Genomic DNA, 24,089 nt, shown 5'->3' with positions numbered 1-24,089 from the left:
TTTATTGTTCTATTTTTGTTGGGTGAAGATACACCAAAAATACATCCTCAGATGCATTGAACTGGGCAAAAAAGGACTGGGCAGCACAGCACCGAACCCTATGGTGGGTTGTGTTATCACCCATGATGGAAAAATTATTGGTGAGGGATACACCAGCCCTTATGGAGGTCCTCATGCCGAGGTGAATGCCATCAACTCAGTAATGGACAAAAGCCTTCTTCCCAAAGCTACACTGTATGTTCTCTTGGAGCCCTGCTCCCATTATGGAAAAACACCTCCCTGTGCCGATTTGATTGTTCAACATGGTATTCCCGAGGTGGTCATCGGAATCAAAGACCCCCATGACAAGGTGGCCGGAAAAGGCATCCAAAAACTGAGAGAAGCCGGGTGCAAGGTCACCGTTGGGGTTTTAGAAGAAGAATGTCGCAGTCACCTTAAGCGCTTTTTGACCTTTCAAGAGAAAAAGCGTCCCTATATTATATTGAAGTGGGCAGAAACCCAAGATGGTTTTATAGCCCCAGATCCAAAATTAAGGAAGAGCACCCCGGAACCGTTTTGGATCACCAACCCCTATTCCAAACAAATGGTGCACCAATGGCGAAGCCAAGAGCAGGCCATTTTGGTGGGGACCCAAACCGTATTGATGGACAATCCAAAGCTAACCACCCGTGATTGGAACGGAAAAAACCCGGTGAGGGTGGTTTTGGACAGGGATTTGAGAATTGGCGCCACTTTTCACGTCTTGGACAAAACTGTAAAGACCCTAGTCCTGACCCAAGTCAAAGATGCATCCCGCTATTCCGAAGGTATTGTTTATGAAATCATTGACTTTTCCAAGGCGATTGCCGCCCAAATATGCCATGTACTGTATCAACATTCCATAACCAGCATCATCATTGAAGGTGGTTCACGTACCCTTCAAACCTTTATCAAAGAAAACTTATGGGACGAGGCACGGGTCTTCAAAGGAGAAACTTTTTTTGGAAGTGGACTTCCTGCGCCAAAACTCTATGGACATCTTGTAAGCGAGCAATCTATTTTAACCGATACCTTATCCGTTTTTACCAATGATTAAAAATATTATACTCGATTTTGGGGATGTGTTCATCAACTTGGACAAGCCAGCAATAGCACGGGAGATGATCAAGTTTGGTTTTTCGGGCATTACTCCGGAATTGAGCTTGCTCTTCTTGGCTTATGAAAAAGGAGCTTTGGATTCCCAGAAATTCCTTGAACAAGTCTCAGGGTATTTCCCAGACGCCAAAGAACACGATTTAATCTATGCATGGAATGCCATTTTACAGGATTTTCCCGATGAGCGACTTACCTTTCTTGAACAGCTGGCCGAAGAAAACCAACACCGGCTTTTCCTGTTGAGCAATACCAATGACTTACATATTGAATGTGTGAAACGGCAATTGGGAATGGAAAAGTTCAACCGGTTCAAGAATGCTTTTGAGGTGTTCTACCTCTCCTATGAAATGGGTATGAGCAAACCTGACGCAGAGATATTTGAATTCGTATTGGAGCAAAACGACTTAACCCCATCCGAAACCTTGTTTGTTGACGACACCAAAGAGAACACAGATGCGGCGGCCGAGCTCGGCATTCACACTTGGAACCTTTTGGTAGGCCAAGAAGACATCACCCAACTTAAACGTTATCTGTAAATGATGGACCTAGCCTTGAGCATTCTGAGTTCCACCCTAATATTTGTGGTCTTTAAACTATTTGATGTTTACAAAATCCAAACCCTGTATGCCATCATTGTCAACTATGTGGTGGCCTGCATTGTTGGACTCTTCGTTTATGAAGGTCCCGTGAAAATGGGTGACGCTGTTGAATCTTCATGGTTTTTGGGCCCAATTTTTCTGGGAGTACTTTTCATCACCATTTTTAATCTGATGGCCAAAACCGCGCAGGTTGCAGGGGTATCTGTGGCTTCTGTGGCCACCAAAATGTCACTGGTCATTCCGGTACTGTTTGGGGTACTGTTCTATCAAGAGCATCTGTCCGCATGGCAGATCATTGGAATATTGCTGGCCCTGGTGGCCGTTTATCTGGCTTCATTAAAGGAGCAGCACATTACCATCCATAAAAAGGACCTGATATTGCCCACCTTGGTTTTCTTGGGTTCTGGGGTTATCGACACCAGCATTAAATATTTTGAAGAGCAACATCTCACTTCCCAAGAAATCCCTCTCTTCTCTTCCATGGTATTCGGGTGCGCCGCCTTAACAGGATTTATTTTTATTGGCTTCAAGGCCTTTAAAAACCCATTGCGCATCAACCTAAAAAATGTGTTGGGTGGGATAGCATTGGGCGTTCCCAATTACTTTTCCATTTTCTTTTTGATTCGAGCCCTGCGCTCCGATATGCTGGAAAGTGCCGCACTGTTTACGCTGAACAATGTGGCCATCGTCATGTTTTCGACCCTTGTGGGGATACTGATGTTCAAGGAAAGGCTTAGTCTAAAAAATTGGAGCGGTGTGGCCTTGGCCGTGGTAAGCATAATCCTTGTAGCTTTGTTTTAATGCAGGAAGACACCTTTAAAACCATAGCGCAGCCCACAACAGAGCTTCTATTCAAAGACCGGAAAAGTAAATTTTTTGCACAGGCCTTCCCTATTCAATCCGAAGATGAGGTAAAACCCATTGTAGAAAAACTTCGCAAAAAACACCATACTGCCAACCACGTTTGTTACGCATGGCAATTAGGGGAAAAGGAACATACCTATCGCGCCAATGATGATGGTGAGCCCAACAACTCTGCCGGAATGCCCATTTACGGCCAAATACAGTCTTTTGGAGTGACCAATGTATTGATAACGGTGACACGTATTTTTGGAGGAACCAAGTTGGGCGTAGGTGGCCTGATCCAAGCTTACCGTGCTGCCGCGCAAATGGCACTGGAAGATGCCAAAATCATTGAAAAAATACTAACGGCCCAATTTCAATTGCAGTTTGATTACCCCGAAATGGACAAGGTGATGCGAGGCATTAAACAACGAAATCTGGAAATTGTTTCCCAAAAAATGGAGATAGATTGCAGACTGGTCATTTCAGTTCGGGAAAGCGAGGCAGAACAGACTCTATTGTTTTTTGAAGAGATGCAGCATGTTCGTGTTAAGAAAATGGAATGAAGAACCGTGACCAAGCTCAAACCTAAGTTCAAACTCAAGCATAAGTGCAAGTCCTGACTCAAGTTCAGGTTAATTTGCGGTACTTTTTTACAGAAGCTACAGAAAATGTGCTTAACCCTATACCTATATAAGCTGACTTTGCTTTAACGGAAATATTATCTTTCCAGCTTTTCCAAAATGTATTCCGGACATTTCATGGGGCGGTTGGTCTTTTTATCCATAAACGCCAAGACGGTATGGGCCGTGGCCAAAAGTTCCCTGTCCTCATTATAAATTTTATAGTCGAACTCAATTTTTACCAGAGGCGTTTTTGTCAAGGAAGTCTCCACCGTGATCAAATCATCGTAAAGCGCAGATTTTTTGTAGTCTATCTGCAAAGAAATTACGGGTAGCATAACACCGTTCTCTTCCATGCTTCGGTAAGTAACCCCAAGGTCCCTTAGCCATTCCACCCTACCCATTTCCAAGTATTGGGCATAGTTGCCATGGTAAACCACACCCATTTGGTCAGTTTCTCCATAACGTACCCGAAAAGAATGCGAATTTAACCCCATATTTTAAATGAAAAATTATATATTAGAGACTTGGTTAACATTAGGGTAACATGCGAAAAAAAAACAAATTATTCAATGTGCATTTCATTTTTTTTTTTAAAGATTTGTTCACATATTTGTCGCATCCATTGGGCATCTAAATACCCCTAGATGTTACATCTAAAAGTGTTATTACTAACCAACAAAAAACGAGGAAAAACTTCATGAGTGTTACTGCTAATTCCGTATGGAACAACTGTTTGGCTTTTATCGAAGATAATATCCAACCGCAGGCATTCAAAACTTGGTTTGAACCCATCAAACCTATTAAGCTCACCGAAAAAGCACTTAGCATACAGGTTCCCAGCAAGTTTTTTTACGAGTGGCTGGAAGAGCATTATGTTAAGCTTTTAAAAGTGGCTTTAACTCGTGAATTGGGCAGTAACGCAAAATTGATCTACATTATTAAAATGGAGAACAAGTACGGGAACAAAGAACCGTTCACCGAACAGATTCCAAGTTCCAACCGTACCGCTGTTGCACCCCAGGAATTGGACGTGCCCATTACCTCTAAAAGTCCCGAGCTGAAAAACCCATTTGTTATTCCTGGGATACGGAACATAAAAATAGAATCCCAATTAAATCCCAACTACAATTTTGACAATTTCTTGGAGGGGGATTCCAACCGTTTGGCTAGATCTGCCGGAATGGCCGTGGCCAATAAACCGGGTGGAACCTCTTTTAACCCTCTTTTGGTCTTTGGTGGCGTTGGTTTGGGAAAAACCCACTTGGCGCATGCCATCGGGGTGGAAATAAAAGACAAGTATCCTGAAAAAACGGTACTCTATATATCTGCGGAGAAGTTCACCCAACAATATATTGAATCGGTTAAAAAGAACACCCGTAACGATTTTATCCATTTTTATCAATTGATTGACATCCTCATTATTGATGACGTACAGTTTCTCTCTGGTAAATCTGGAACACAAGACGTGTTCTTCCATATTTTTAACCACTTGCACCAAAACGGAAAGCAGGTTATCCTAACTTCGGATAAGGCACCTGTTGATATGCAAGATATTGAACAGCGATTGCTATCCCGTTTCAAATGGGGACTTTCTGCCGAATTGCAAAGTCCTGATTACGAAACCCGTGTTTCCATTTTAAAGAACAAACTGTATCGTGACGGTGTTGAAATGCCCGATGAAATCATTGATCATGTAGCCAAGAACATCAAGACCAATATTCGCGAGTTGGAAGGCGCCATTATTTCGCTGATAGCACAATCCTCATTCAACAAGCGTGAAGTGACCTTGGAACTGGCCCAGCAGGTTGTGGAGAAGTTCGTAAAGAATACCAAGCGCGAGGTTTCCATAGACTACATCCAAAAAGTGGTGTCCGATTATTTTGAAATGGATGTGGCCACGCTTCAATCCAAAACCAGAAAACGGCATATTGTACAAGCTAGACAATTAGCCATGTTCTTTGCCAAAAAGTTCACCAAGGCCTCTTTGGCCAGTATCGGTTCACAAATTGGAAAAAGAGATCATGCCACTGTATTGCATGCCTGTAAAACCGTGGATAATCTTGCTGAAACCGATAAACAGTTCCGAAAGTATATCGAAGACTTGAACAAAAAGTTCTCTTAACCTCAATTACATAATGAAAACCAAGGTGTTGATGGTCTGTCTGGGCAATATTTGCAGATCACCATTGGCCGAAGGCATTTTAAAATCCAAGGTAGATTCTGACAAGGTGTTTGTCGATTCCGCCGGAACTGCCGGTTACCATATAGGCAATGCTCCTGACTCTAGATCAGTTGCAGTGGCAAAGAAATATGGATTGGACATTGGCTCCCAAAAGTGCAGGCAATTTTCACAGATGGATTTCAAAGAGTTTGATTGGATCTATGTGATGGACCGAAGCAACCTTTCAAATGTAATCAACCTGGCCAAAACTACAGAAGAAATGAGCAAGGTAAAATTGCTTTTGGATGAGGTCAATTTAGGTATTAAAGAGGTGCCCGACCCCTATTATGGAGGGGAAAGCGGTTTTGAAGATGTATATCAAATGATCGACATAACTTGTGAAGCTATAGCAAAAAAACTAAATTAAACCTATGGAACAAGAGGTTAAACCGGGGTTGGTCATGGGCAAGGTGTATTTGATCCCCACAACACTTGGGGACAATGCTCCACTCGAAGTGCTGCCCATTTCCATTAAGCGAACCATTGAAAACATAGATCACTATATTGTTGAGAATGAGAAAACCGCTCGGCATTTCATCAAAAAGGTGAGCCCAGGCAAATCGCAACCTAATTTACACATAGAGTCCCTGAACAAGTATACCGATCCCTCTGTTATCCCATCCTATTTAGATCCCTGCATTCATGGTTTTAATATTGGGCTATTGTCTGAAGCAGGCTGTCCAGGTATTGCAGACCCTGGTGCCGATGTGGTACGGATAGCCCACGAAAGAAGAATCCAGGTCGTTCCTTTAGTAGGGCCGTCCTCCATTTTAATGGCCATGATGTCCAGCGGAATGAATGGGCAGAATTTCGCCTTCAATGGGTACCTTCCCATAGACAACAACGAGCGAAAGAGCATGATAAAAAATCTAGAACGTCTGTCAAGGGAAAAAGGTCAATCACAGATTTTTATGGAAACCCCTTATCGCAACAACAAGTTGGTCAAGGAATTGGTGCGGACCCTGCACAAGAATACGCGTTTGTGTATTGCCTGTGACATTACGCTTCCCTCAGAGTTCATCCAGGCCAAAAGTGCACATGAGTGGGGCGAACAAGAAGTAGATTTGGACAAACGCCCAACCATATATATTATTCAGGCATAAAAAAACCCCAGAACAACAATTCCGGGGTTGATTGTATTTTATCTTACCGTATTAAATCTTTGGATTTTTTTTCTGCGGAATGATGGAAACATCGTACCCTGCAAACTTCCTTATATAGTAAGAGATACTACTTCCGAAGGCATCAGCCACATCATCCTGACCATATGACCGAAGGTATTTCTTCACATTTCCAGCTCCAGCTAAGTGGGCCGCTGCCAAAATACCTGACTCGGTAATCTTGATTCCCCCAATTCTTTTTCCGTTAAAGCGTTTGATATCCCTACGCAATATCCATTTATTACGGGCGATGTTAATATCAAAAACTTTTTCTTGAAGCACCGGGTCATTTAAGAAACCGTCCATATCGTAGACGCCCATCAAATTTAGGGTGCTTCCCCCAAACTGATATTTACCCAAATACCCTAAAGTGTTCACTACATGATATTTTCCTTGGGATTCCTTGAATGCAAGGGCATCCTTAAAGCCATTATAGGCCTTTCCCAAAAAAGGAGGGGTCATCACATCAATTTCAGAATCCGCAATGGAATCCAACTGAACTGATTGCTCTAAGTTGGCCGTAACCTGAAGCGAATCCGGTATCTCGTGATTCACTTTTTTCATAACGGTATACGTACCAAAACTTGTTAAAATTACAATCATGGCAAGATGTAATATAAAACCTATCCATCTTTTCATAACGTTGCTATTTAAGTCTCCAACACCAAAAGCGTTGAAATTAAATTTGGCCGGCAAATATAGGGGGAGACTTTTTTTTAACAGTAGTAAAGCTCCTAAGATTTTCTTAAAAGAGGCTTAAAATACGTTAAAGAGCTGAAAATTAACGACGAACCGTGTTACCTGAGTACTTTTTGCTCATTTAACCACTGGGTATACTGCACCTTATTTCGGTTGTGCTGCGCTAAAGTTTTGGCGAACATGTGATATCCAAAATTGGAAACATCGGCCACAAAATAAAGATATTCGTGTTTTTCTGGATTGAGAACCGCTTCTATGGATGAAATATCGGGCATGGTAATGGGACCCGGTGGAACCCCGGCATATTTGTAGGTATTGTATGGGGAATCCATCTCCAAATCACGATACAGTACTCTTTTTATAATGGTGTCATAATTCCCTGTTTCCTTTTTAATGGCAAAAATCACCGTGGGATCGGCCTGCAACAAGATTCCTTTTCGGATTCGGTTGAGATAGACCCCCGCCACCCTACGGCGTTCATCCACTTTGGCTGTTTCTTTTTGCACCACTGCGGCCAAGGCAATAACCTGTTCCGGTGTAAGGTTCTGTTCTTTGGCCTTTTCTAGGCGCTCTTCGTTCCAAAATGATTGATATTCCTTCAGCATCCTGTCACGAAAACCTTCTGCCTTGGTGTTCCAAAAGAATTCATAGGTATTGGGAAGGTACATACCCAACTTACTGTCTTCATCAAAATTGGTTTCGCGAAGGAAATCCGCATCATTGAACGCATGCAAAAGCGATATGCTATCCGCCTCCAACTGTTCCGATATGCGACCCGCCAAAGACTCCAAAGATTCCTGGTTGTTGAAGGACACCCTAACCGGAATATTGGCGCTACGAAGGGTATTGATGATTTCGTTGTTGTTCATCCCCTTTTTCAAGGCGTACTTTCCCGCCTTAATATTGGTCACATAGCCTTTTCTTTTGGCAACGGCCTCAAAAGTGGACAAGTCCTTCAATAAAGGTTCCAGACTCGTTTTTACATCCGTGAAAGTGTCGTCTGAAGCGATATATACAAAGGCTTCATTATTATTGAACTGTGTATTTGGGCTAAAAATGGCATTATAAATTTGATAAACAACAAAGCCGCATACCAAAAGTCCGAGCAAGGCCACTGTCCAAAGTATCTTTTTAAGGTACATCCTTTCTTATCTTTTGAAACATTATCTCATTTTTGAATCCCGTATTGGTCCGAATCCATTCCTTTTTCACTCCTATTCTTTCAAACCCCAACTTTTCAAACAAATGGATACTGCTGGTATTTTCCTCCAGAATATTGGCATACAATTGATGAAGGTCTAAAACAGAAAAGGTATAATCACACAACAATTCAAGAGCTTCTGCCCCCAAGCCTTTATTCCGGTTTTCAGGGTTGGCAATTACAATACCTATTCCCGCCCTTCGGTTCTTCGGGTCAAAATCGAACACGTCGATAAGTCCAATACACTGGTCCTCCTTGTTGCAGATGCACAATCGTAATTGCTTTACCTCATAAATATCCCTGTGGGCATTCTCCAAATACAGCCGAAGCACTTTTTTTGAATAGGGTTTTATGGTACCACTGATTTCCCAAATGGAAGTATCGTTCTCTAACTGATATAGAAAATCCAAATCCGTTGGCTCCAAGGCTCTTAGATATATTTGCACTCCTTGTAAGCTTAACATACTATCTCACCTTTATATACTTGTACGGCCGGTCCTTGCAAAAAGACGTTCGTATAGATATCGTCTTGTCGCTCAAAACTTATGGTAAGCTTGCCCCCTGGGGTTTGCACCTTTACGACCTTGGATGCGGTTTTCCCAGATTGGTGCATGGCAATGGCCACTGCGGTGACCCCTGTTCCACAAGAGAGCGTTTCGTTTTCAACACCTCTCTCGTAGGTTCTCACCTGAAAGGCATCATTCCCTGATTGCTCCACAAAGTTGATGTTGCTTCCAGATTTTCCATAGATTCCGTATCGGAGCTTAGCTCCTTCCTTAGAGACATTAAAATGCTCCAGATTTTGCACGAGTTGAACATGGTGTGGAGAACCTGTATCCAAAAAACTGTAGTTGGGCTTTTCGCGAACCTCATCAACATCCACCATCTTTAGCTTCACCATGTCTCCGTCTATGGTAGCATGGTGCAACCCATCCACAGCATTGAAAGTGGTCTCATTGCCAATTACGCCTAAAAAATGGGCGAACGCCACCAAACATCTACCTCCATTCCCACACATGCTGCCCTCGGCCCCATCTGCATTGAAATACACCATCTTAAAATCCGAATTTGCATCATTCTCCAAAAGAATAAGTCCATCCGCACCTATCCCAAACCGTCGGTCGCACAAGTGCGCCACAAGCTTGGAGTCGTTTTTGGGAAATAGCTCCTGACGATTGTCGATGATCACAAAATCGTTTCCCGTTCCTTGGTATTTATAAAACTGTAACCTCATAATTCCCTACAAAGGAACAAATATAGGGCATTCTTTAAGAGTTTTTTTGTAGTTAAAAACGAGTTAAACCGATAAAGCCAAAAATTGAATTCTTTTAATTTTGTTAGAGCTAAATGTTAAATTAGTAATGATTATGAAGAGAATAGCTAGTTTATTTCTGGTATCCTTATTTGCAGGGGCAATTACCCTCGGAGCGTACAAATTATTTTTTGAGAAAGACAATCTCAACTGGTCTGCTTCCCAGGAAGCCATACCCGTATTGAGCACAAGCAACCTGCCAACATCGGCATTGGGGGCTGGAATCAATGAAGTGGATTTCACCTTGGCTGCGGAGAAAACGGTAAACTCTGTTGTGCACGTGAAAAACTTGACCTTGAGCAAAGGCCCGAGCAGTCTATCGGATTTCTTTTATGGTTTTGAACGCCAACAAACCCCGCAGATCGGTTCTGGGTCGGGCGTGATCATCTCTCCCGATGGCTACATTGTCACCAACAACCATGTAATTGCCAATGCCAGTCAATTGCAGGTGAACCTAAACAACAATAAAACTTATGATGCAGAAGTGATCGGTTCCGATGCCGATTCCGACATTGCACTTTTAAAAATCGATGCTGAAGAACCCCTACCTTATTTGGCGTTTGGAGATTCAGACAATGCCAAGATCGGGGAATGGGTACTGGCCGTTGGCAACCCTTTTAACCTTACCTCAACTGTTACGGCTGGAATTGTAAGTGCCAAGGCAAGGTCTTTGGGCAGAAACCAATCCTTTATCCAGACCGATGCAGCTGTAAACCCTGGCAACAGTGGTGGTGCCCTGGTCAATACCAATGGTGATTTAATTGGAATCAATACTGCCATTACCTCTCAAACCGGTTCGTATGTAGGCTACGCATTTGCTGTTCCCAGTAACATAGCCAAAAAAGTAGTTGAGGATATCATGGAATTTGGCAACGTTCAAAAAGGATTGTTGGGTATCCAAGGAGGTGACCTAACCTCTGCCCTTGCAGAAGAAAGAGGGCTTAGTATTTCTGATGGAGTGTATGTCTCCAAAGTAACAGAAGAATCTGGCGCTGCAGAGGCCGGCCTTCAAGAAGGGGATATTATTAAGCAAGTGGACAACATTGCAGTCCATAAGTTTTCAGAATTATCCGGATATCTATCTTCCAAAAGACCTGGTGATGTAGTCCAAGTGGTTGTAGATCGCGATGGAAAGAGTGTCTCCAAAAGAGTTACCCTAAAAAAACAATCCAGCATTATTTTGCCCATGACCGGATTTACCGTTAAAAACCTATCCAAAGAAGACAAAAAGAAATTTGGAGTATCCAAGGGTGTCAAGATTATAGATGTTCCCCAAGCCTATGGAAGATATGGTCTTCAAAATAAAGTTATCACAGAAGTTGATGGCAATGAAGTTGACAACATTGAAGATGCCAAACGTCATTTCGGGGAAATCTCAAGGTATGGCCGCACCAGCTTTACCATGATCAATGAAAAAGGGGAAAAAGAACATATGATCCTCCAATAAAAACATTGAAATACTCACTAAGAAAGCACCTCTACCAAGGTGCTTTTTTTATATCGAAATTCTTTTACGAAAACGTTTGAAATATCTAATTTTGTCAAAAATAGCTAACTAAGCAAACGTATCAAATAATCTATGAGCGACATCAAGTCCTACGAAAAGGAACTTGCCTTTCAGGCAGACCGAAGAAAAGCGACCACGGAATTCATAAAGATCATTAGCGACCTATGGTATGATAAAGCCATTGAAGTGGTTCTCTTTAAAAATCAAGTCATCGATAAAAATGTCAGTGACATCATCAACTTGCATGAATATGCTGGGGAGTTTGTCCAGAAACCGATTTCCATTTTTGATTCGGTCGAAATTTTGAGGGCCATAAACGATATCAATTTACCGCCGGCAAAATTGGACATTGGCAAGCTTACCTACGAATATCATTCAGATGAAAACAACCATCTCAATGTAAAATCTTTTGTACTGGATAAGCTCAAGGATGCTCAATTCTCCAAGGAAATAAAACCTAAAGACGTAGTTCTCTATGGGTTTGGAAGAATTGGAAGACTAGTAGCCAGGGAACTTATGGCAAAAACCGGAAGAGGTAGTCAATTAAGGCTCAGGGCCATTGTTGTTCGCGGTGAACTAAATGCGGAAGTTCTCGAGAAAAGGGCGGCATTGCTCCGAACCGACTCTGTTCACGGTCAGTTTATGGGCACCGTGGATATAGATCCAAAAAACAACGCTCTAATCATTAATGGCACTACCGTAAAATTCATCAGTGCCGAAAAGCCCGAAGACATCGACTATACCAAATACGGTATAATAAGCGCTTTGGTCATTGATAACACTGGGGCGTTCAGGGATAAGGAAGCATTGTCCAGACATTTGGAATCCAAAGGTGCTAGCAGGGTATTACTAACCGCTCCCGGAAAAGAAGTCCCAAACATTGTACATGGGGTAAACCACAAAGAGTTTGATCCAGACAAGACTAAAATCTACTCTGCAGCCTCTTGCACCACTAATGCCATTACACCAATATTAAAGGTTATAGAGGATTCCCTAGGGATTAAAAAAGGGCATTTGGAGACCATACATGCGTACACCAATGACCAAAATTTGGTGGACAACATGCACAAAAAGTACCGTAGGGGTCGCGCTGCCGCCTTGAACATGGTCATCACAGAGACTGGTGCAGGAGCAGCAGTAGCCAAGGCTCTGCCATCCTTGAAAGGGAAGCTGACCTCCAATGCCATTCGTGTACCAGTTCCCAATGGTTCTCTTGTGGTTTTGCATCTGGAAGTGAAAAACAAGACTTCCATAGAAGGTGTAAACACCATATTAAAGAAATATGCCTTGGAAGGGGATTTGGTAGAACAAATAAAATACTCCCTCAGCAATGAATTGGTGTCTTCCGATATTGTGGGAACTTCAGCTCCCTCCATATACGATAGCAAGGCCACTTTGGTATCCGGCGATGGTAAAAGCTTGGTGCTTTATATATGGTATGACAATGAATATGGTTATTCGCATCAGGTCATTCGATTGGCAAAATACATAGCCAAGGTTAGGCGTTATACGTATTATTAGTGGTCTGGATTGGAAGTGCCTCAACTGGAGTGATAAGGTTTTTCTTTTGATTTTTGGTTTATTGGTGTAATTTCGCCCTACCCTTAATCTAAATTTAATACGAGAATACTATTGACCATGAAGCATTTAACAGTTGTATTGACCCTAGCCCTACTGACTTCCTTTTCTGCAATTTTTGCCCAAGAAGAGGATTCTTCCCCAGATGAAAACAATACCTTGATCGGGCAATTTGAAGAACTGGAACGGAAATCAGGTAATTACAGAGCCAATGGCATCAGGTATGAGGTCATTAAACTATCCGATCTGTATGAGGTCAAAAACAATATTTTCGATTCCATAAATACCTCAAGCAAGACCATAAAAGATCTTTCTGCCACCATTACCGGTAACGAGGCCCAAATAGAAGACCTTAATTCTAAATTGCAGGATACCACCAATAAACTAAATACCGTTACCGAAGAAAAGGACAGCATTTCCTTTTTTGGCGCGTTGATTAGCAAAGGGACCTACAATTTTATTTTATGGTCCATCATTTTTGCTCTTTTACTGTTCCTGCTCTTTTTCATATACCGATTCAGAAACAGCAATTTCTTGACACATCAGGCTAAATCTGCACTAGCCGATTTAGAAAAAGAATATGAAGAGCACAGAAGGCGGGCCTTGGAACGCGAGCAAAAAATAAGCCGTCAATTACAGGACGAATTGAACAAACAGAAAAAGTAACAATAAGGCTTCCTCAAGGGAAGCCTTTTTAACGAACTTCATGACCCTAAAAAAGGCTACATCCGCTGACCTGAAACTTATCATACCACTTTTTGATGCATATAGGGTATTCTATGGACAGCCCTCAAACCTAAAAGCGGCCAAAACCTTTCTTGAGGAACGTTTTTCAAATGGGGACAATGTCGTTTTCTTGGCGATGGATAATGAAACCCCCATTGGTTTTACACAATTGTACAAAACCTTTTCTTCAGTTTCCATGCGTCCTTTTTACATTCTTAACGACTTGTATGTCTCCCCCGAATATCGGAAACAAGGAGTTGGCGAAGCACTGTTACAACAAGCAAAGCAGCATTGTCAACAAATGGAGTACAAAGGACTTGCATTGGAGACCGCCGTGGACAACCCGGCCCAAAAATTGTATGAACGCCTGAACTGGAAAAAAGAAACCGCATTCTTTCGTTATTTTTGGGCAAACCCCAAGTAGATCAACCGTTATTTTTGACCCTATTGCCTTAACCCATGAGGATAGATATCATCACCGTTTTACCAGAACTCCTAAAAAGCCCCTTTGAGGCTTCCATATTAAAAAGAGCCATTGAAAAAAACCTTGTAGAGGTTCATTTGCACAATCTAAGGGAATACACCACAGGTAAATATAGACAGGTTGATGATTACCAGTTTGGTGGTGGTGCAGGTATGGTTCTTATGGTAGAACCGATTGACAAGTGCATTTCCAAACTAAAGAGCGAACGGGATTATGACGAAATAATTTACATGACTCCTGATGGAAATACATTGAACCAAGGCATGGCAAACGAGATTTCATTAAAGAAGAACCTAATAATTCTGTGCGGACACTATAAAGGCGTAGACCAGCGAGTACGTGATATGTTTGTTACGCGAGAAATCTCCGTGGGTGATTATGTTCTCTCGGGCGGGGAATTGGCCGCTGCCATTGTGTGCGATGCTGTTATCCGACTGCTTCCAGGAGTTCTCAACGACGAGACCTCCGCACTTACCGACACTTTTCAAGACAACTTATTGGCTCCTCCAGTTTATACAAGGCCCGCCGAGTATAAAGGGCAAAAGGTTCCCGAAATCTTATTGAGTGGTGACTTTCCAAAAATTGAGAAATGGAGGGAAGAACAAGCCTTGGAACGCACCAACCAAAGAAGACCTGATCTACTAAAATAATTTACATGGAAAACAACGATTCCCTTTATTTCGCCGTAGGTGGACTATTCTATGGCTTGATACAACTGATTGTTCTGATTGCCTGTATCATCTTGGTGCTAAAGCAAAGAAACACCGCGACCATTTTAATGCTCACTGGCCAAATCTTATCCATTGTGTTTTCATTGGGCGGATACCTTTGGAACTTCCTTGCAGCAAAAAATGGGGTTGATTCACTATTACAAGCCAATAAAATAATGTCGGTGGTAGGGCCTCTTCCCTACGGCCTTTTTGCCATTGGACTGATTCTGTTCGCCATGAATCAAGTAAAAAAGAAAAGATTGGGTCAAGAAAATGTTTAAAGTACAAAAAACCGCTTGCCAATTCTAAATATTGCATTACTTTTGCAATCTCAAATTCAACCTCTGACGAAATCCGTGAAAGTTGATTTTGAAAAACACTTAAAAAAAATATCATGGAATCCTTAGTGAAATTTGTTGAAGACGAATTTGTTCCAAAAAAAGATTTCCCAAAATTTTCTTCTGGAGATACCATCACGGTATACTACGAAATCAAGGAAGGTGAAAAAACCCGTATCCAGTTCTTCAAAGGAGTTGTAATCCAGAGAAGAGGAAGTGGTGCCACTGAAACCTTCACCATCAGAAAGATGTCTGGTACTGTGGGAGTAGAAAGAATTTTCCCTATCAATATGCCTGCCTTGCAACGTATTGAAGTGAACAAGAAAGGTAAAGTTCGTAGATCTAGAATCTTCTACTTTAGAGGTCTTACCGGGAAAAAAGCCCGTATCAAAGAGATTAGGGGATAACAAAACCCCAACGCAAATAAAAAGCACCTTTTCAAGGTGCTTTTTTTATGAACAATTGTTAATAACAGTAGTTTATATATTGTTGATTTTTAATTGGTTATAAAATTTGGATATCTGCCGCTTAATCCTATCTTAGCAGAAGAAATAATGAAAATGATACCATCAGTTTCGTATTTCTATTTTAAAGTTGACGTTCTTTAAAAGCTGTGGTTTCCCTTTTTAATTAGTAACACTACTGATCACAAAAGGAATTTCAAGACAAGGTAAGGCTCAGGCTGCTTGAGGAGAAATGATGAATTTTATGTGCGAATGGAAGAGCAATTTTCCATTTTGATAGAATTTAGGAAACTATCGGTACACTTTGCTGAAAGTTGTTTGGTTGAAAAATTAAGGACAGGAAGCAAAGCAAACGTTAAAAGGAAAACAGGAACAGGTCTTAGGATTTGTGGTTTTGTAGCAACACAGAACAATGCTGTAAGTACTTTTCAGAAAGCCATATCAATGTTCGCACATAGATATGGCTTTTGTTTTTTCACATTCCCCTCCATTTTTGTACCCTTTTTACTTTATTCGGTATATTCATCACCATTCATATGTCGTATATTTGCACCGCTCAAACAAATACATTTAAATGGCCAAAATTTATTATACCAAGACCGACGAGGCTCCAGCCTTAGCAACCCTTTCTTTCTTACCCATTGTAAAAGCCTTTACCGAAACTGCAGATGTCACTATTGAAACCAAAGATATTTCTCTGGCAGGTAGGATAGCTGCTGCTTTTCCAGAATTCCTGAACAAGGACCAACAAGTTTCAGATGATTTGACCATTTTGGGGGATTTGGCTAAAACGCCCGAGGCCAATATCATTAAACTGCCCAATATCAGTGCTTCAATTCCTCAGCTTAAGGAAGCTATCGAAGAACTACAAGGAAAGGGGTTCAACCTACCCAATTACCCCGATGAGCCCAAAAATGACGAAGAAAAAAGCATTAAGGCAAGGTATGACAAGATTAAGGGAAGTGCCGTAAACCCTGTATTACGAGAAGGAAATTCGGACAGAAGAGCTCCCAAGGCCGTAAAAAATTACGCAAAAAAAAATCCGCACAGCATGGGGGAATGGTCTTCCAATTCCAAAACCCATGTAGCTTCCATGACCCATGGCGATTTCAAAGCCAATGAAAAATCGCTCACCATGGATCATGCCGGTGATGTTCGCATTGAACTACTGGACACGGAAGGAAACACAACCGTACTGAAAGATAAAGTCACCCTTCAAAAAGAAGAAGTCATTGATGCGACCGTGTTGAGCAAAAATGCATTGGTGGAGTTCTTGACCCATGAGATAGCCGATGCCCGAAAAAACAACCTTCTACTTTCATTGCACTTCAAGGCAACCATGATGAAGGTCTCCGACCCTATCATCTTTGGCCATGCCCTTGAAGTATATTTTGCAGATCTGTTTTCAAAATACGGGGATACATTCAAAAAAATGGGTATCAACCCAAATGATGGTTTGGAAACTCTTTTGGACAAATTGTCCGAGCTTCCAGATGACCAACATAAAGAAATTGAGCAAGCCATTGCGGCCAGCATAGAAAACGGTCCTGATTTGGCCATGGTGAATTCCGATAAAGGAATTACCAACCTTCATGTGCCCAGTGACGTAATCATCGATGCTTCCATGCCCGCTATGATCAGGAACTCCGGGAAGATGTGGGACAAGGACGGAAAACTCCAAGACACCAAGGCCATCATCCCTGATAGCAGTTATTCAGGGATTTATCAAGCTACCATTGATTTTTGCAAGGAACATGGCGCTTTTGATCCCACAACAATGGGAACGGTCCCCAATGTTGGACTTATGGCGCAAAAAGCAGAGGAATATGGCTCCCACGACAAAACTTTTGAGATTCCGAAAAATGGAAGTGTAAAGGTGGTGGATGCCTCAACAGGAAAAACCTTAATCGAGCACAAGGTTGAAGCGGGCGATATCTGGAGAATGTGCCAAGTAAAAGATGCTCCTGTCCAGGATTGGGTGAAATTGGCCGTAACCCGAGCCAAGGCAACCAACACGCCTGCCGTTTTTTGGTTGGACAAAGACAGGTCCCATGATGCCGAACTCATCAAAAAAGTCAACCTTTACCTAAAAAATCACGATACGCAAGGTTTGGATATCCGAATCCTATCCCCTCTTGAAGCTACCAAATTTACTTTGGAACGCATCAAAAATGGTGAAGATACCATCTCCGTGACCGGAAATGTGCTACGGGACTACCTTACCGACCTCTTCCCCATTCTGGAAGTGGGTACCAGTGCCAAAATGCTCTCCATTGTTCCTTTGATGAACGGTGGTGGACTATTTGAGACCGGTGCCGGTGGTTCTGCTCCCAAACACGTTGAACAGTTTTTGGAAGAAGGTCACTTGCGATGGGATTCCTTGGGCGAATTCTTGGCCCTTGGCGTTTCTTTGGAACATTACGGTGAGAAAAACAACAACTCCAAAGCCAAGGTATTGGCAGATGCATTGGATAAAGCCACTGAAAAATTCTTGGACAACGACAAATCCCCTTCCCGAAAAGTAAACGAATTGGATACCCGTGGAAGCCATTTTTATTTGGCATTGTATTGGGCAGAGGCGTTGGCAAACCAAAATGAAGATACTGAACTGAAATCGGTTTTCAGCAAAGTATTCGATACCATGTCTTCCAACGAAGAAAAGATTGCCCAAGAATTGATAGACGCCCAAGGTACTAGTGTAAATATTGGTGGATATTACTTGCCAAACCCAGAATTGGCATCAAAGGCCATGCGCCCTAGCAACACGCTTAATACCATTTTAGAAGGTATCGCGTAGCAACATATTGAAATTCATCTACACAAGGGTGCAAACCAATCCAATTTGGTTTTGCACCCTTTCTGTTTTTGGTATAGGTTTAATAGGTTGAGAGATAGTACATTCTATTTTTGCCGTCTCGGATAAATGTGTACTTTTAGTAAAACCCATTGAATGTCCAAACAGTACTTTTTTCTCCTGTTTACATTGTTGCTTCAACTTGGTTTTCTGCAAGCGCAACAAAAATTCACCTTGAGCGGTACCGTATCGGAAGCCAACAGCAATGAAACACTAATAGGGGTCACCATAGCCATTCCATCCTTAAAAACAGGAGTCACCACCAATGAATATGGTTTTTACTCCATTACCTTGCCTCAAGGAGACTACGAATTGGTTTTGAGTTATCTAGGATTTCAGGACATCAGGGAAACCATACGTCTTGATAGAAATATAAAGAAAGATTTCAACCTTCTGGAAGCCGCAGAAGAGTTGGAAGAGGTGGTGGTTACAGACAATGCGGAACGTCTGGATATCCGAAAACCCCAAATGAGTGTAAACACCTTGGCCGTAAGAACCATTAAGCAAATACCCGTGGTACTTGGTGAAGCCGATGTAATCAAGTCCCTCATCCTTTTACCCGGGGTCACCAATGCTGGTGAAGCTTCGTCCGGATTCAATGTCAGAGGCGGGGCGGCGGACCAAAACCTCATCCTATTGGATGAAGCCACTGTGTTCAATTCATCCCACCTGTTTGGTTTCTTTTCAGTCTTTAATCCCGATGCCATCAAAGATGTCAAACTTTTTAAAGGAGGTATACCAGCCAGATATGGGGGTAGGGTCTCATCGGTACTGGAGATTTTTCAAAAGGAAGGCAACAGCAAAGACTTTAAGGTTAACGGAGGAATTGGTGCCGTGGCCAGCAGATTGCTACTCGAAGGTCCCATCACCAAAGACCGAACCGCTTTTTTAGTTGGCGGAAGAGCGTCATACGCCCATCTATTTCTTCCCCTGTTCGATGTGGACAATAAAGCCTATTTCTATGACCTGAATACCAAAATCAACCATAAAATAAATGACCGAAACAGTATTTTCCTATCCGGTTATTTTGGAAGGGACCTTTTTAGCATCAACGATAATTTTGTGAACACCTATGGCAATGCAGTGGGAAATTTTAGATGGAACCATTTATTTTCAGACAAACTTTTCTCCAATTTGTCACTGATCTATTCTGATTATTTTTATGGCTTGGAGCTTGATTTTGTGGGGTTTGACTGGGATTCTGGAATTCAAAACTTTAACCTTAAATACGACCTAAAACACTACGTTAACGATAAGCTTCAACTCAATTATGGTATGCACAACACTTACTATGTGTTCAATCCGGGAAGAATACGCCCCAATAGCCCTGACTCTGGTATTGTTGAGGAGCAGTTGACAAAAAAATATGCCAATGAGAATGCTATTTATATTGATGTGGAGCATAAGATATCGGACAATCTTAGTATGGGTTATGGTTTAAGGGCCAGTCAATTTAACAGATTTGGACAGGATGAATTCTATGTATACGAAAATGACAATCCAGTATTGTTCGACCCATTTTCCTTGGTATATCGGGAAGCGGAACCCATAGATACCATCAATCCCGGTAGAAGTGGAACGCTAAAAAAGTTTTTCAATCTGGAACCACGGATATCGGCTTCCTATAATTTTGATGGTAAAAGCTCCGTTAAGGCAAGCTATACCCGTTTGGCCCAATATCTTCATTTATTGTCCAATACCAGTTCCCCTACCCCATTGGATGTGTGGACACCGAGCGGACCATTTGTAGAACCACAATTGTTGGATCAATATGCCATCGGATATTTTAGGAACATCAAGGATGGAGTTTTCTCTTTTGAAACTGAAGCTTTCTACAAGGAAATTCAAAATAGGATAGATTATATCGACGGCGCAAATCTAATTGCCAATAATGCCATAGAACAGATTATTTTAAATGGAGAGGCCCGTGCCTATGGTTTGGAATTTCTGATTCGAAAGAATGAGGGACGCCTAAAGGGTTGGTTGGCCTATACGTGGTCCAAATCGGAACAGCGCACACCTGGAAGAGACCTTAGGGCCCTAGGAATTGATACCGGTCGTTCCGACCTTGAAACAGGCATTAATCTTGGGCAATGGTACAACACGCCCTACGACAAGAGACACGACCTTGCCCTGTATGGCAGTTATGAACTGAGCCCCACTTGGAGCTTTAACGCCAACTTCATATTCCAGACAGGGCAACCCACCAATTATCCCATAGGTCAATTTGAATTTGAAGGACTGGTGGTTCCTTACTATGGCCTTCGAAATAAAGAAAGATTGCCGGACTACCATAGGTTGGATGTTTCTGCCATCTTGACCCCAAAAAGAAATCAACGAAAAAAAGTGCAATCCGAGTGGGTATTTAGCATTTACAATCTGTACAGTCGTAAAAATGCGGCTTCCATCAACTTTAGGGAAAATGAGGACACGGGTAGAAATGAGGCCATTCGCACCTCAATTTTTGGGATTATCCCGTCTATAACTTATAACTTTAGATTCTAACGTTATGAAAAAAGTATTCTACTACATACTTGCATTTTTAACGTTTTTCTCCTGCGAAGATGTGGTTGAGGTAAATCTCCCAGAAACCGAACCCAGACTCATCGTAAATGGACTTTTACGTGTAGATAAAAGTCAGGAATTCATTGATGTACGTATTGAAATGAAGGAAACCACGGGCTTTTTTGAGGAAAACACCATAACACAAGTGGAAAGTGCCGTGATTGCCTACGGTATTCCAAATGAGTTTGGTGAATTTACGGAGCTGGCTTTTTCCTCACTGGCCGAAGAGTCCCCAAACACAGGGATTTATGTTCCTGACCCAAATTTTTCATCGGACCAGCGTATTAGGACAACGGCTGCAGAACCCGGTGTTGTATTTATCCTCCAGATAAGTCATAAAGACAAAAATTATTATGCCAGAACGGAATATGCCCCTACTGTACCTATTGATGATTTAGAACAAGGGGACAACACCCTTTTTAATGAGGATGATATTGAAGTCATCGTAACCTTCACAGATGCCCCCGAAGTTTCCAATTATTATGTTTTCGACTTTGGATTTGGAAATTTCCAAGCCTTGGAAGACCAATTTTTTCAGGGGCAACAATTTCAATTTTCCTATTTCTATGATGGTAATGTAAATGAAGGACAAAACATCGCTATAAGTATTTTAGGGGCCGATCAGGAATTTTATAACTATATGGATCTACTGGTTGAACAAACACAAGACACCGGTGGTGTTTTCCAGACCCCTATTGCTACCGTTCGTGGTAATGTGTTTGATATCACCGGATTGGACAACATCGATATTTTTGACAATGTAGAGCGTCCTGATGAGTATGCTTTGGGGTATTTTGCCGTAGTGCAAGAATTTTCAGAGAACCTCACTATACAGTGAATATGAAGTTTTGGAAATCTTATCTGTTTAAAAACCTTTCGGCAGGTATCGCATTCTTTTCCCTTTTAGGGTGTGAGGACGTAATCGAGGTAAATGTCCCCCAAGAAGAACCTAGGTTGATTGTGAATGCTCTAATACGTGTCAATCCAAATTCAAACTTCGTTAACCTTCGCGTAAAGGTTAGCCTTACTAATTCTTTTTTTGGTGAAATCCCAGTGACCAACTTAGAACAGATTACACTAGCAGGTGCTGCTTTGGTTGACTATAACAATCCTGGTTCTGGAATCTATGAAGGTGTTAGGTCCCGTGAAAGCTTTGAGAGTCTTGAAGGAGAGGAAATATTATTACAAATTACTTGGGAAGACAAGCGCTATTACGCAAGTACCACTTATATACCTGCCGTGCCTATAGACTCCCTGGTAATTGGGAACAATACACTTTTTGATGAGGATGAAACCGAAGTGATCATTACATTTACAGATAATCCCGACCGGAAAAATTACTACATTTTCGATATGGGTTTTGGGAATTTCAACACTGTGGATGATCAATTTATCCAAGGCCAGCAGTTTACATTTTCTTACTTCTACGACCAAAAATTTGAGCCTGGCCAAGAACTTTCTATTAGCATATTGGGTGCAGATCAATCTTTTTATAATTACATGAATCTTCTTATTGAACAAACGGAAGATAATTTTGGAGTGTTTGAAACACCAGCGGCAACCGTACGTGGAAACATTTTTGATGTGACCGAGCTAGATAATATCGATTATTTTGACAACCTGAAAATTCCCAATGAATTCCCTTTGGGTTATTTTGCTGTGGTTCAAGAGTATTCACAAAGCATCATTATTGAGTGACTTGTGTGTATCACAGCATAAAATACAGTAAAATAACCATCAAAATACCCACGACACCTTGAAACAGGGTTCCTAAAGTGTGTCCCCTCAAAGCGGTTTTAACGGTAATATTCGAGAATTGGGAAACCACCCAAAAATAGCTGTCATTAATATGGGAAACGGTCATGGCCCCTGCTCCAACTGCCAATACCGCCAACGATTTATCCGTGGCAGAAATCAAACCAAAGCTCTCCAACAAAGGCGCTATAATGACCGAAGTGGTTATGATGGCCACTGTAGACGACCCTTGGGCGGTTTTCAGTACTGCAGCAATCAAAAAGGCAATCAATAATCCACCTACACCCGAACTGGACTCCAAATTGATCATGGAAGCAATGTCCATGGTACGTAGAATAGCTCCAAAAGCTCCTCCTGCGCCTGTAATCAAAACTATGGCCCCAGCTTGTTTAAATGCTTCTGGAACCCAACCTTCCTTCTCCTTAGCGGGTACGTTTCTTCCCAAGGACAGGGCAAAGAACACCCCTACCAACAAGGCCATGATGGGATTTCCCAAAAAGTCAAGCAGTTGAAAAATAACCCCTTCCCCCAGAGGATGGGTGGGATAGTTGACAATGGATTTCATAGCTATAAGCACTATGGGCGCCAAGAGCGGCATAAATGCCTGAATGGGTTTTATAGGAAGCTGAGCTTCTTCTTTATCCGATACGTCATCTCCCTTTACATCCCCCTTCAAGGATTTTCCAATGAGCTTGGCCCAAAAATACCCAGCCAGTGAAACAGGTATGGATACCGCTAGGCCCAAGAGCAGTACCAAACCCAAATCAGCTTCCAATAAAGCTGCTGCAGCCAAAGGCCCCGGGGTTGGTGGAACAAACACATGGGCCGCATACAGCCCCGTGGCCAAGGATATGGCAAAGACCATTACGGGAATACCAGTTCTCTTACTAATGGCCTTGTTCAAGGATGAAAGAATTATAAAACCTGAATCGCAAAATACGGGTATCGAAATCACATATCCCGCCAAGTTTATGGCCAAAGGAGAACGTTTTAGACCGATTATCTTCAAAATACTGCTGGCAAGAACCTGGGTACTTCCGGTTTTTTCCAGATAAATACCAATGACGGTCCCAAATGCAATAACCAATCCAATACCTGAGAGTGTTTTGCCAAAACCATCGCCAATAGTTTTCATAATCTCAGCTGGAGACAACCCTAGAAAGAAGCCAGAGGCCACCGCGGCAATGGTCAATGAAAAAATGGGATGCATTTTAAACTTTACCGTGGCCACAATGATAAAGAGTACCACCAAGGCCAAAACCAATAACTCCATACTTATTTTTTACAGGACATCCATTAAATATAAGCTAATA

The 24,089-nt window shown here is 42.0% G+C and carries 24 protein-coding genes; 18 read left to right on the top strand and 6 right to left on the bottom strand.

The window, feature by feature from the left end; genetic code table 11:
• The first annotated feature begins 22 nt into the window (after positions 1 to 22).
• Genes ribD through ACP14V_RS06890 form a run of 4 tightly spaced genes read left to right on the top strand, consistent with a single transcriptional unit; the run spans position 23 to position 3,142 of the window.
• The gene (gene ribD, locus ACP14V_RS06905; protein WP_272609904.1) at positions 23 to 1,075 is read left to right on the top strand and encodes a bifunctional diaminohydroxyphosphoribosylaminopyrimidine deaminase/5-amino-6-(5-phosphoribosylamino)uracil reductase RibD; all 1,053 of its coding nucleotides are present in this window, start codon (positions 23 to 25) and stop codon (positions 1,073 to 1,075) included.
• The gene (locus ACP14V_RS06900) at positions 1,068 to 1,670 is read left to right on the top strand and encodes an HAD family hydrolase (protein ID WP_272609903.1); all 603 of its coding nucleotides are present in this window, start codon (positions 1,068 to 1,070) and stop codon (positions 1,668 to 1,670) included. Before ribD ends, ACP14V_RS06900 begins: the two co-directional genes overlap by 8 nt.
• Entirely contained in the window at positions 1,671 to 2,534 is an 864-nt protein-coding gene (locus ACP14V_RS06895) for an EamA family transporter (protein WP_272609902.1), read from the top strand. It abuts the gene before it with no gap.
• Positions 2,534 to 3,142, top strand: coding sequence for an IMPACT family protein (locus ACP14V_RS06890; RefSeq protein ID WP_272609901.1), 609 nt, complete (start codon positions 2,534 to 2,536; stop codon positions 3,140 to 3,142). The genes ACP14V_RS06895 and ACP14V_RS06890 overlap by 1 nt, the downstream gene beginning before the upstream one ends.
• A 155-nt stretch (positions 3,143 to 3,297) precedes the next feature.
• Here the strand turns inward: ACP14V_RS06890 and ACP14V_RS06885 are convergent, their stop codons facing one another.
• Positions 3,298 to 3,696: an acyl-CoA thioesterase gene (locus ACP14V_RS06885; protein ID WP_136566235.1), complete on the bottom strand. Its 399-nt coding sequence runs from the start codon at positions 3,694 to 3,696 to the stop codon at positions 3,298 to 3,300.
• A 203-nt stretch (positions 3,697 to 3,899) separates the two neighbouring features.
• On the opposite strand from ACP14V_RS06885, the gene dnaA reads away from it, so the two are divergent.
• Genes dnaA through ACP14V_RS06870 form a run of 3 tightly spaced genes read left to right on the top strand, consistent with a single transcriptional unit; the run spans position 3,900 to position 6,526 of the window.
• Positions 3,900 to 5,324 carry a chromosomal replication initiator protein DnaA gene (gene dnaA / locus ACP14V_RS06880; RefSeq protein ID WP_136566234.1) on the top strand — a complete coding sequence of 475 codons (1,425 nt, stop codon included), beginning with the start codon at positions 3,900 to 3,902 and terminating at the stop codon, positions 5,322 to 5,324.
• 13 nt (positions 5,325 to 5,337) lie between these two features.
• Entirely contained in the window at positions 5,338 to 5,790 is a 453-nt protein-coding gene (locus tag ACP14V_RS06875; RefSeq protein ID WP_272609900.1) for a low molecular weight protein-tyrosine-phosphatase, read from the top strand.
• Between the two features lie 4 nt (positions 5,791 to 5,794).
• The gene (locus tag ACP14V_RS06870; protein ID WP_272609899.1) at positions 5,795 to 6,526 is read left to right on the top strand and encodes an SAM-dependent methyltransferase; all 732 of its coding nucleotides are present in this window, start codon (positions 5,795 to 5,797) and stop codon (positions 6,524 to 6,526) included.
• Positions 6,527 to 6,577: 51 nt separating this feature from the next.
• Here the strand turns inward: ACP14V_RS06870 and ACP14V_RS06865 are convergent, their stop codons facing one another.
• From ACP14V_RS06865 to dapF, 4 genes are all read right to left on the bottom strand, one after another.
• Entirely contained in the window at positions 6,578 to 7,222 is a 645-nt protein-coding gene (locus ACP14V_RS06865) for a hypothetical protein (RefSeq protein WP_272609898.1), read from the bottom strand.
• Positions 7,223 to 7,380: 158 nt separating this feature from the next.
• Entirely contained in the window at positions 7,381 to 8,424 is a 1,044-nt protein-coding gene (gene mltG, locus ACP14V_RS06860; protein ID WP_272609897.1) for an endolytic transglycosylase MltG, read from the bottom strand.
• Positions 8,414 to 8,947 (bottom strand): GNAT family N-acetyltransferase, encoded by a 534-nt coding sequence (locus ACP14V_RS06855; RefSeq protein ID WP_272609896.1) that lies wholly within the window; start codon positions 8,945 to 8,947, stop codon positions 8,414 to 8,416. Before ACP14V_RS06855 ends, mltG begins: the two co-directional genes overlap by 11 nt.
• On the bottom strand, positions 8,941 to 9,717 hold the full coding sequence (gene dapF / locus ACP14V_RS06850) for a diaminopimelate epimerase (RefSeq protein ID WP_272609895.1): 777 nt from the start codon (positions 9,715 to 9,717) through the stop codon (positions 8,941 to 8,943). Before dapF ends, ACP14V_RS06855 begins: the two co-directional genes overlap by 7 nt.
• 133 nt (positions 9,718 to 9,850) lie before the next feature.
• Between dapF and ACP14V_RS06845 the strand changes: the two genes are divergently transcribed.
• The 11 genes from ACP14V_RS06845 to ACP14V_RS06795 all read left to right on the top strand — a co-directional run bounded on the left by ACP14V_RS06845 (position 9,851) and on the right by ACP14V_RS06795 (position 22,719).
• Positions 9,851 to 11,242 carry a trypsin-like peptidase domain-containing protein gene (locus ACP14V_RS06845; protein ID WP_272609894.1) on the top strand — a complete coding sequence of 464 codons (1,392 nt, stop codon included), beginning with the start codon at positions 9,851 to 9,853 and terminating at the stop codon, positions 11,240 to 11,242.
• A 132-nt stretch (positions 11,243 to 11,374) separates the two neighbouring features.
• Entirely contained in the window at positions 11,375 to 12,823 is a 1,449-nt protein-coding gene (locus ACP14V_RS06840) for a glyceraldehyde-3-phosphate dehydrogenase (protein WP_272609893.1), read from the top strand.
• A 117-nt stretch (positions 12,824 to 12,940) separates the two neighbouring features.
• Complete coding sequence (locus ACP14V_RS06835) at positions 12,941 to 13,546, top strand: tRNA (guanine-N1)-methyltransferase (RefSeq protein ID WP_272609892.1); 606 nt, start codon at positions 12,941 to 12,943, stop codon at positions 13,544 to 13,546.
• A 40-nt stretch (positions 13,547 to 13,586) separates the two neighbouring features.
• Positions 13,587 to 14,030: a GNAT family N-acetyltransferase gene (locus ACP14V_RS06830; protein WP_272609891.1), complete on the top strand. Its 444-nt coding sequence runs from the start codon at positions 13,587 to 13,589 to the stop codon at positions 14,028 to 14,030.
• A gap of 35 nt (positions 14,031 to 14,065) precedes the next feature.
• A complete protein-coding gene (gene trmD, locus ACP14V_RS06825) occupies positions 14,066 to 14,740 on the top strand; it encodes a tRNA (guanosine(37)-N1)-methyltransferase TrmD (RefSeq protein ID WP_272609890.1) in 675 nt (224 codons plus the stop codon).
• Between the two features lie 5 nt (positions 14,741 to 14,745).
• Entirely contained in the window at positions 14,746 to 15,081 is a 336-nt protein-coding gene (locus tag ACP14V_RS06820) for a hypothetical protein (RefSeq protein WP_272609889.1), read from the top strand.
• Positions 15,082 to 15,194: 113 nt separating this feature from the next.
• Positions 15,195 to 15,545 (top strand): 50S ribosomal protein L19, encoded by a 351-nt coding sequence (gene rplS / locus ACP14V_RS06815; protein WP_136566221.1) that lies wholly within the window; start codon positions 15,195 to 15,197, stop codon positions 15,543 to 15,545.
• A gap of 631 nt (positions 15,546 to 16,176) precedes the next feature.
• A complete protein-coding gene (locus tag ACP14V_RS06810; RefSeq protein WP_272609888.1) occupies positions 16,177 to 18,399 on the top strand; it encodes an NADP-dependent isocitrate dehydrogenase in 2,223 nt (740 codons plus the stop codon).
• A 153-nt stretch (positions 18,400 to 18,552) separates the two neighbouring features.
• Complete coding sequence (locus ACP14V_RS06805) at positions 18,553 to 20,961, top strand: TonB-dependent receptor (protein ID WP_272609887.1); 2,409 nt, start codon at positions 18,553 to 18,555, stop codon at positions 20,959 to 20,961.
• A 4-nt stretch (positions 20,962 to 20,965) separates the two neighbouring features.
• Positions 20,966 to 21,859 carry a DUF4249 family protein gene (locus tag ACP14V_RS06800; RefSeq protein WP_272609886.1) on the top strand — a complete coding sequence of 298 codons (894 nt, stop codon included), beginning with the start codon at positions 20,966 to 20,968 and terminating at the stop codon, positions 21,857 to 21,859.
• 2 nt (positions 21,860 to 21,861) lie between these two features.
• A complete protein-coding gene (locus ACP14V_RS06795) occupies positions 21,862 to 22,719 on the top strand; it encodes a DUF4249 family protein (RefSeq protein ID WP_272609885.1) in 858 nt (285 codons plus the stop codon).
• A 10-nt stretch (positions 22,720 to 22,729) separates the two neighbouring features.
• Here the strand turns inward: ACP14V_RS06795 and ACP14V_RS06790 are convergent, their stop codons facing one another.
• Complete coding sequence (locus tag ACP14V_RS06790) at positions 22,730 to 24,049, bottom strand: GntP family permease (protein WP_272609884.1); 1,320 nt, start codon at positions 24,047 to 24,049, stop codon at positions 22,730 to 22,732.
• Positions 24,050 to 24,089: the final 40 nt, after the last annotated feature.

This window comes from Flagellimonas alvinocaridis (assembly GCF_965248585.1).
GTDB lineage: Bacteria > Bacteroidota > Bacteroidia > Flavobacteriales > Flavobacteriaceae > Flagellimonas > Flagellimonas alvinocaridis.
The sequence above is the reverse complement of the archived record's forward strand: the minus strand, read 5'-3'. Positions and strand labels throughout refer to the sequence as shown.

Bases quoted from the DNA above. Each gene is read 5' to 3' on its own strand.
- ACP14V_RS06830 (WP_272609891.1), top strand. From the start codon at position 13,587: ATGACCCTAAAAAAGGCTACATCCGCTGACCTGAAACTTATCATACCA.
- ACP14V_RS06790 (WP_272609884.1), bottom strand. From the start codon at position 24,049: ATGGAGTTATTGGTTTTGGCCTTGGTGGTACTCTTTATCATTGTGGCC.
- ACP14V_RS06805 (WP_272609887.1), top strand. From the start codon at position 18,553: ATGTCCAAACAGTACTTTTTTCTCCTGTTTACATTGTTGCTTCAACTT.
- ACP14V_RS06890 (WP_272609901.1), top strand. From the start codon at position 2,534: ATGCAGGAAGACACCTTTAAAACCATAGCGCAGCCCACAACAGAGCTT.
- mltG (WP_272609897.1), bottom strand. From the start codon at position 8,424: ATGTACCTTAAAAAGATACTTTGGACAGTGGCCTTGCTCGGACTTTTG.
- ACP14V_RS06845 (WP_272609894.1), top strand. From the start codon at position 9,851: ATGAAGAGAATAGCTAGTTTATTTCTGGTATCCTTATTTGCAGGGGCA.
- ACP14V_RS06895 (WP_272609902.1), top strand. From the start codon at position 1,671: ATGATGGACCTAGCCTTGAGCATTCTGAGTTCCACCCTAATATTTGTG.
- ACP14V_RS06900 (WP_272609903.1), top strand. From the start codon at position 1,068: ATGATTAAAAATATTATACTCGATTTTGGGGATGTGTTCATCAACTTG.
- rplS (WP_136566221.1), top strand. From the start codon at position 15,195: ATGGAATCCTTAGTGAAATTTGTTGAAGACGAATTTGTTCCAAAAAAA.
- ACP14V_RS06835 (WP_272609892.1), top strand. From the start codon at position 12,941: ATGAAGCATTTAACAGTTGTATTGACCCTAGCCCTACTGACTTCCTTT.
- ACP14V_RS06865 (WP_272609898.1), bottom strand. From the start codon at position 7,222: ATGAAAAGATGGATAGGTTTTATATTACATCTTGCCATGATTGTAATT.
- trmD (WP_272609890.1), top strand. From the start codon at position 14,066: ATGAGGATAGATATCATCACCGTTTTACCAGAACTCCTAAAAAGCCCC.
- ACP14V_RS06820 (WP_272609889.1), top strand. From the start codon at position 14,746: ATGGAAAACAACGATTCCCTTTATTTCGCCGTAGGTGGACTATTCTAT.
- dnaA (WP_136566234.1), top strand. From the start codon at position 3,900: ATGAGTGTTACTGCTAATTCCGTATGGAACAACTGTTTGGCTTTTATC.
- ACP14V_RS06840 (WP_272609893.1), top strand. From the start codon at position 11,375: ATGAGCGACATCAAGTCCTACGAAAAGGAACTTGCCTTTCAGGCAGAC.
- ACP14V_RS06800 (WP_272609886.1), top strand. From the start codon at position 20,966: ATGAAAAAAGTATTCTACTACATACTTGCATTTTTAACGTTTTTCTCC.
- ACP14V_RS06870 (WP_272609899.1), top strand. From the start codon at position 5,795: ATGGAACAAGAGGTTAAACCGGGGTTGGTCATGGGCAAGGTGTATTTG.
- dapF (WP_272609895.1), bottom strand. From the start codon at position 9,717: ATGAGGTTACAGTTTTATAAATACCAAGGAACGGGAAACGATTTTGTG.
- ACP14V_RS06875 (WP_272609900.1), top strand. From the start codon at position 5,338: ATGAAAACCAAGGTGTTGATGGTCTGTCTGGGCAATATTTGCAGATCA.
- ACP14V_RS06885 (WP_136566235.1), bottom strand. From the start codon at position 3,696: ATGGGGTTAAATTCGCATTCTTTTCGGGTACGTTATGGAGAAACTGAC.
- ACP14V_RS06795 (WP_272609885.1), top strand. From the start codon at position 21,862: ATGAAGTTTTGGAAATCTTATCTGTTTAAAAACCTTTCGGCAGGTATC.
- ACP14V_RS06855 (WP_272609896.1), bottom strand. From the start codon at position 8,947: ATGTTAAGCTTACAAGGAGTGCAAATATATCTAAGAGCCTTGGAGCCA.
- ACP14V_RS06810 (WP_272609888.1), top strand. From the start codon at position 16,177: ATGGCCAAAATTTATTATACCAAGACCGACGAGGCTCCAGCCTTAGCA.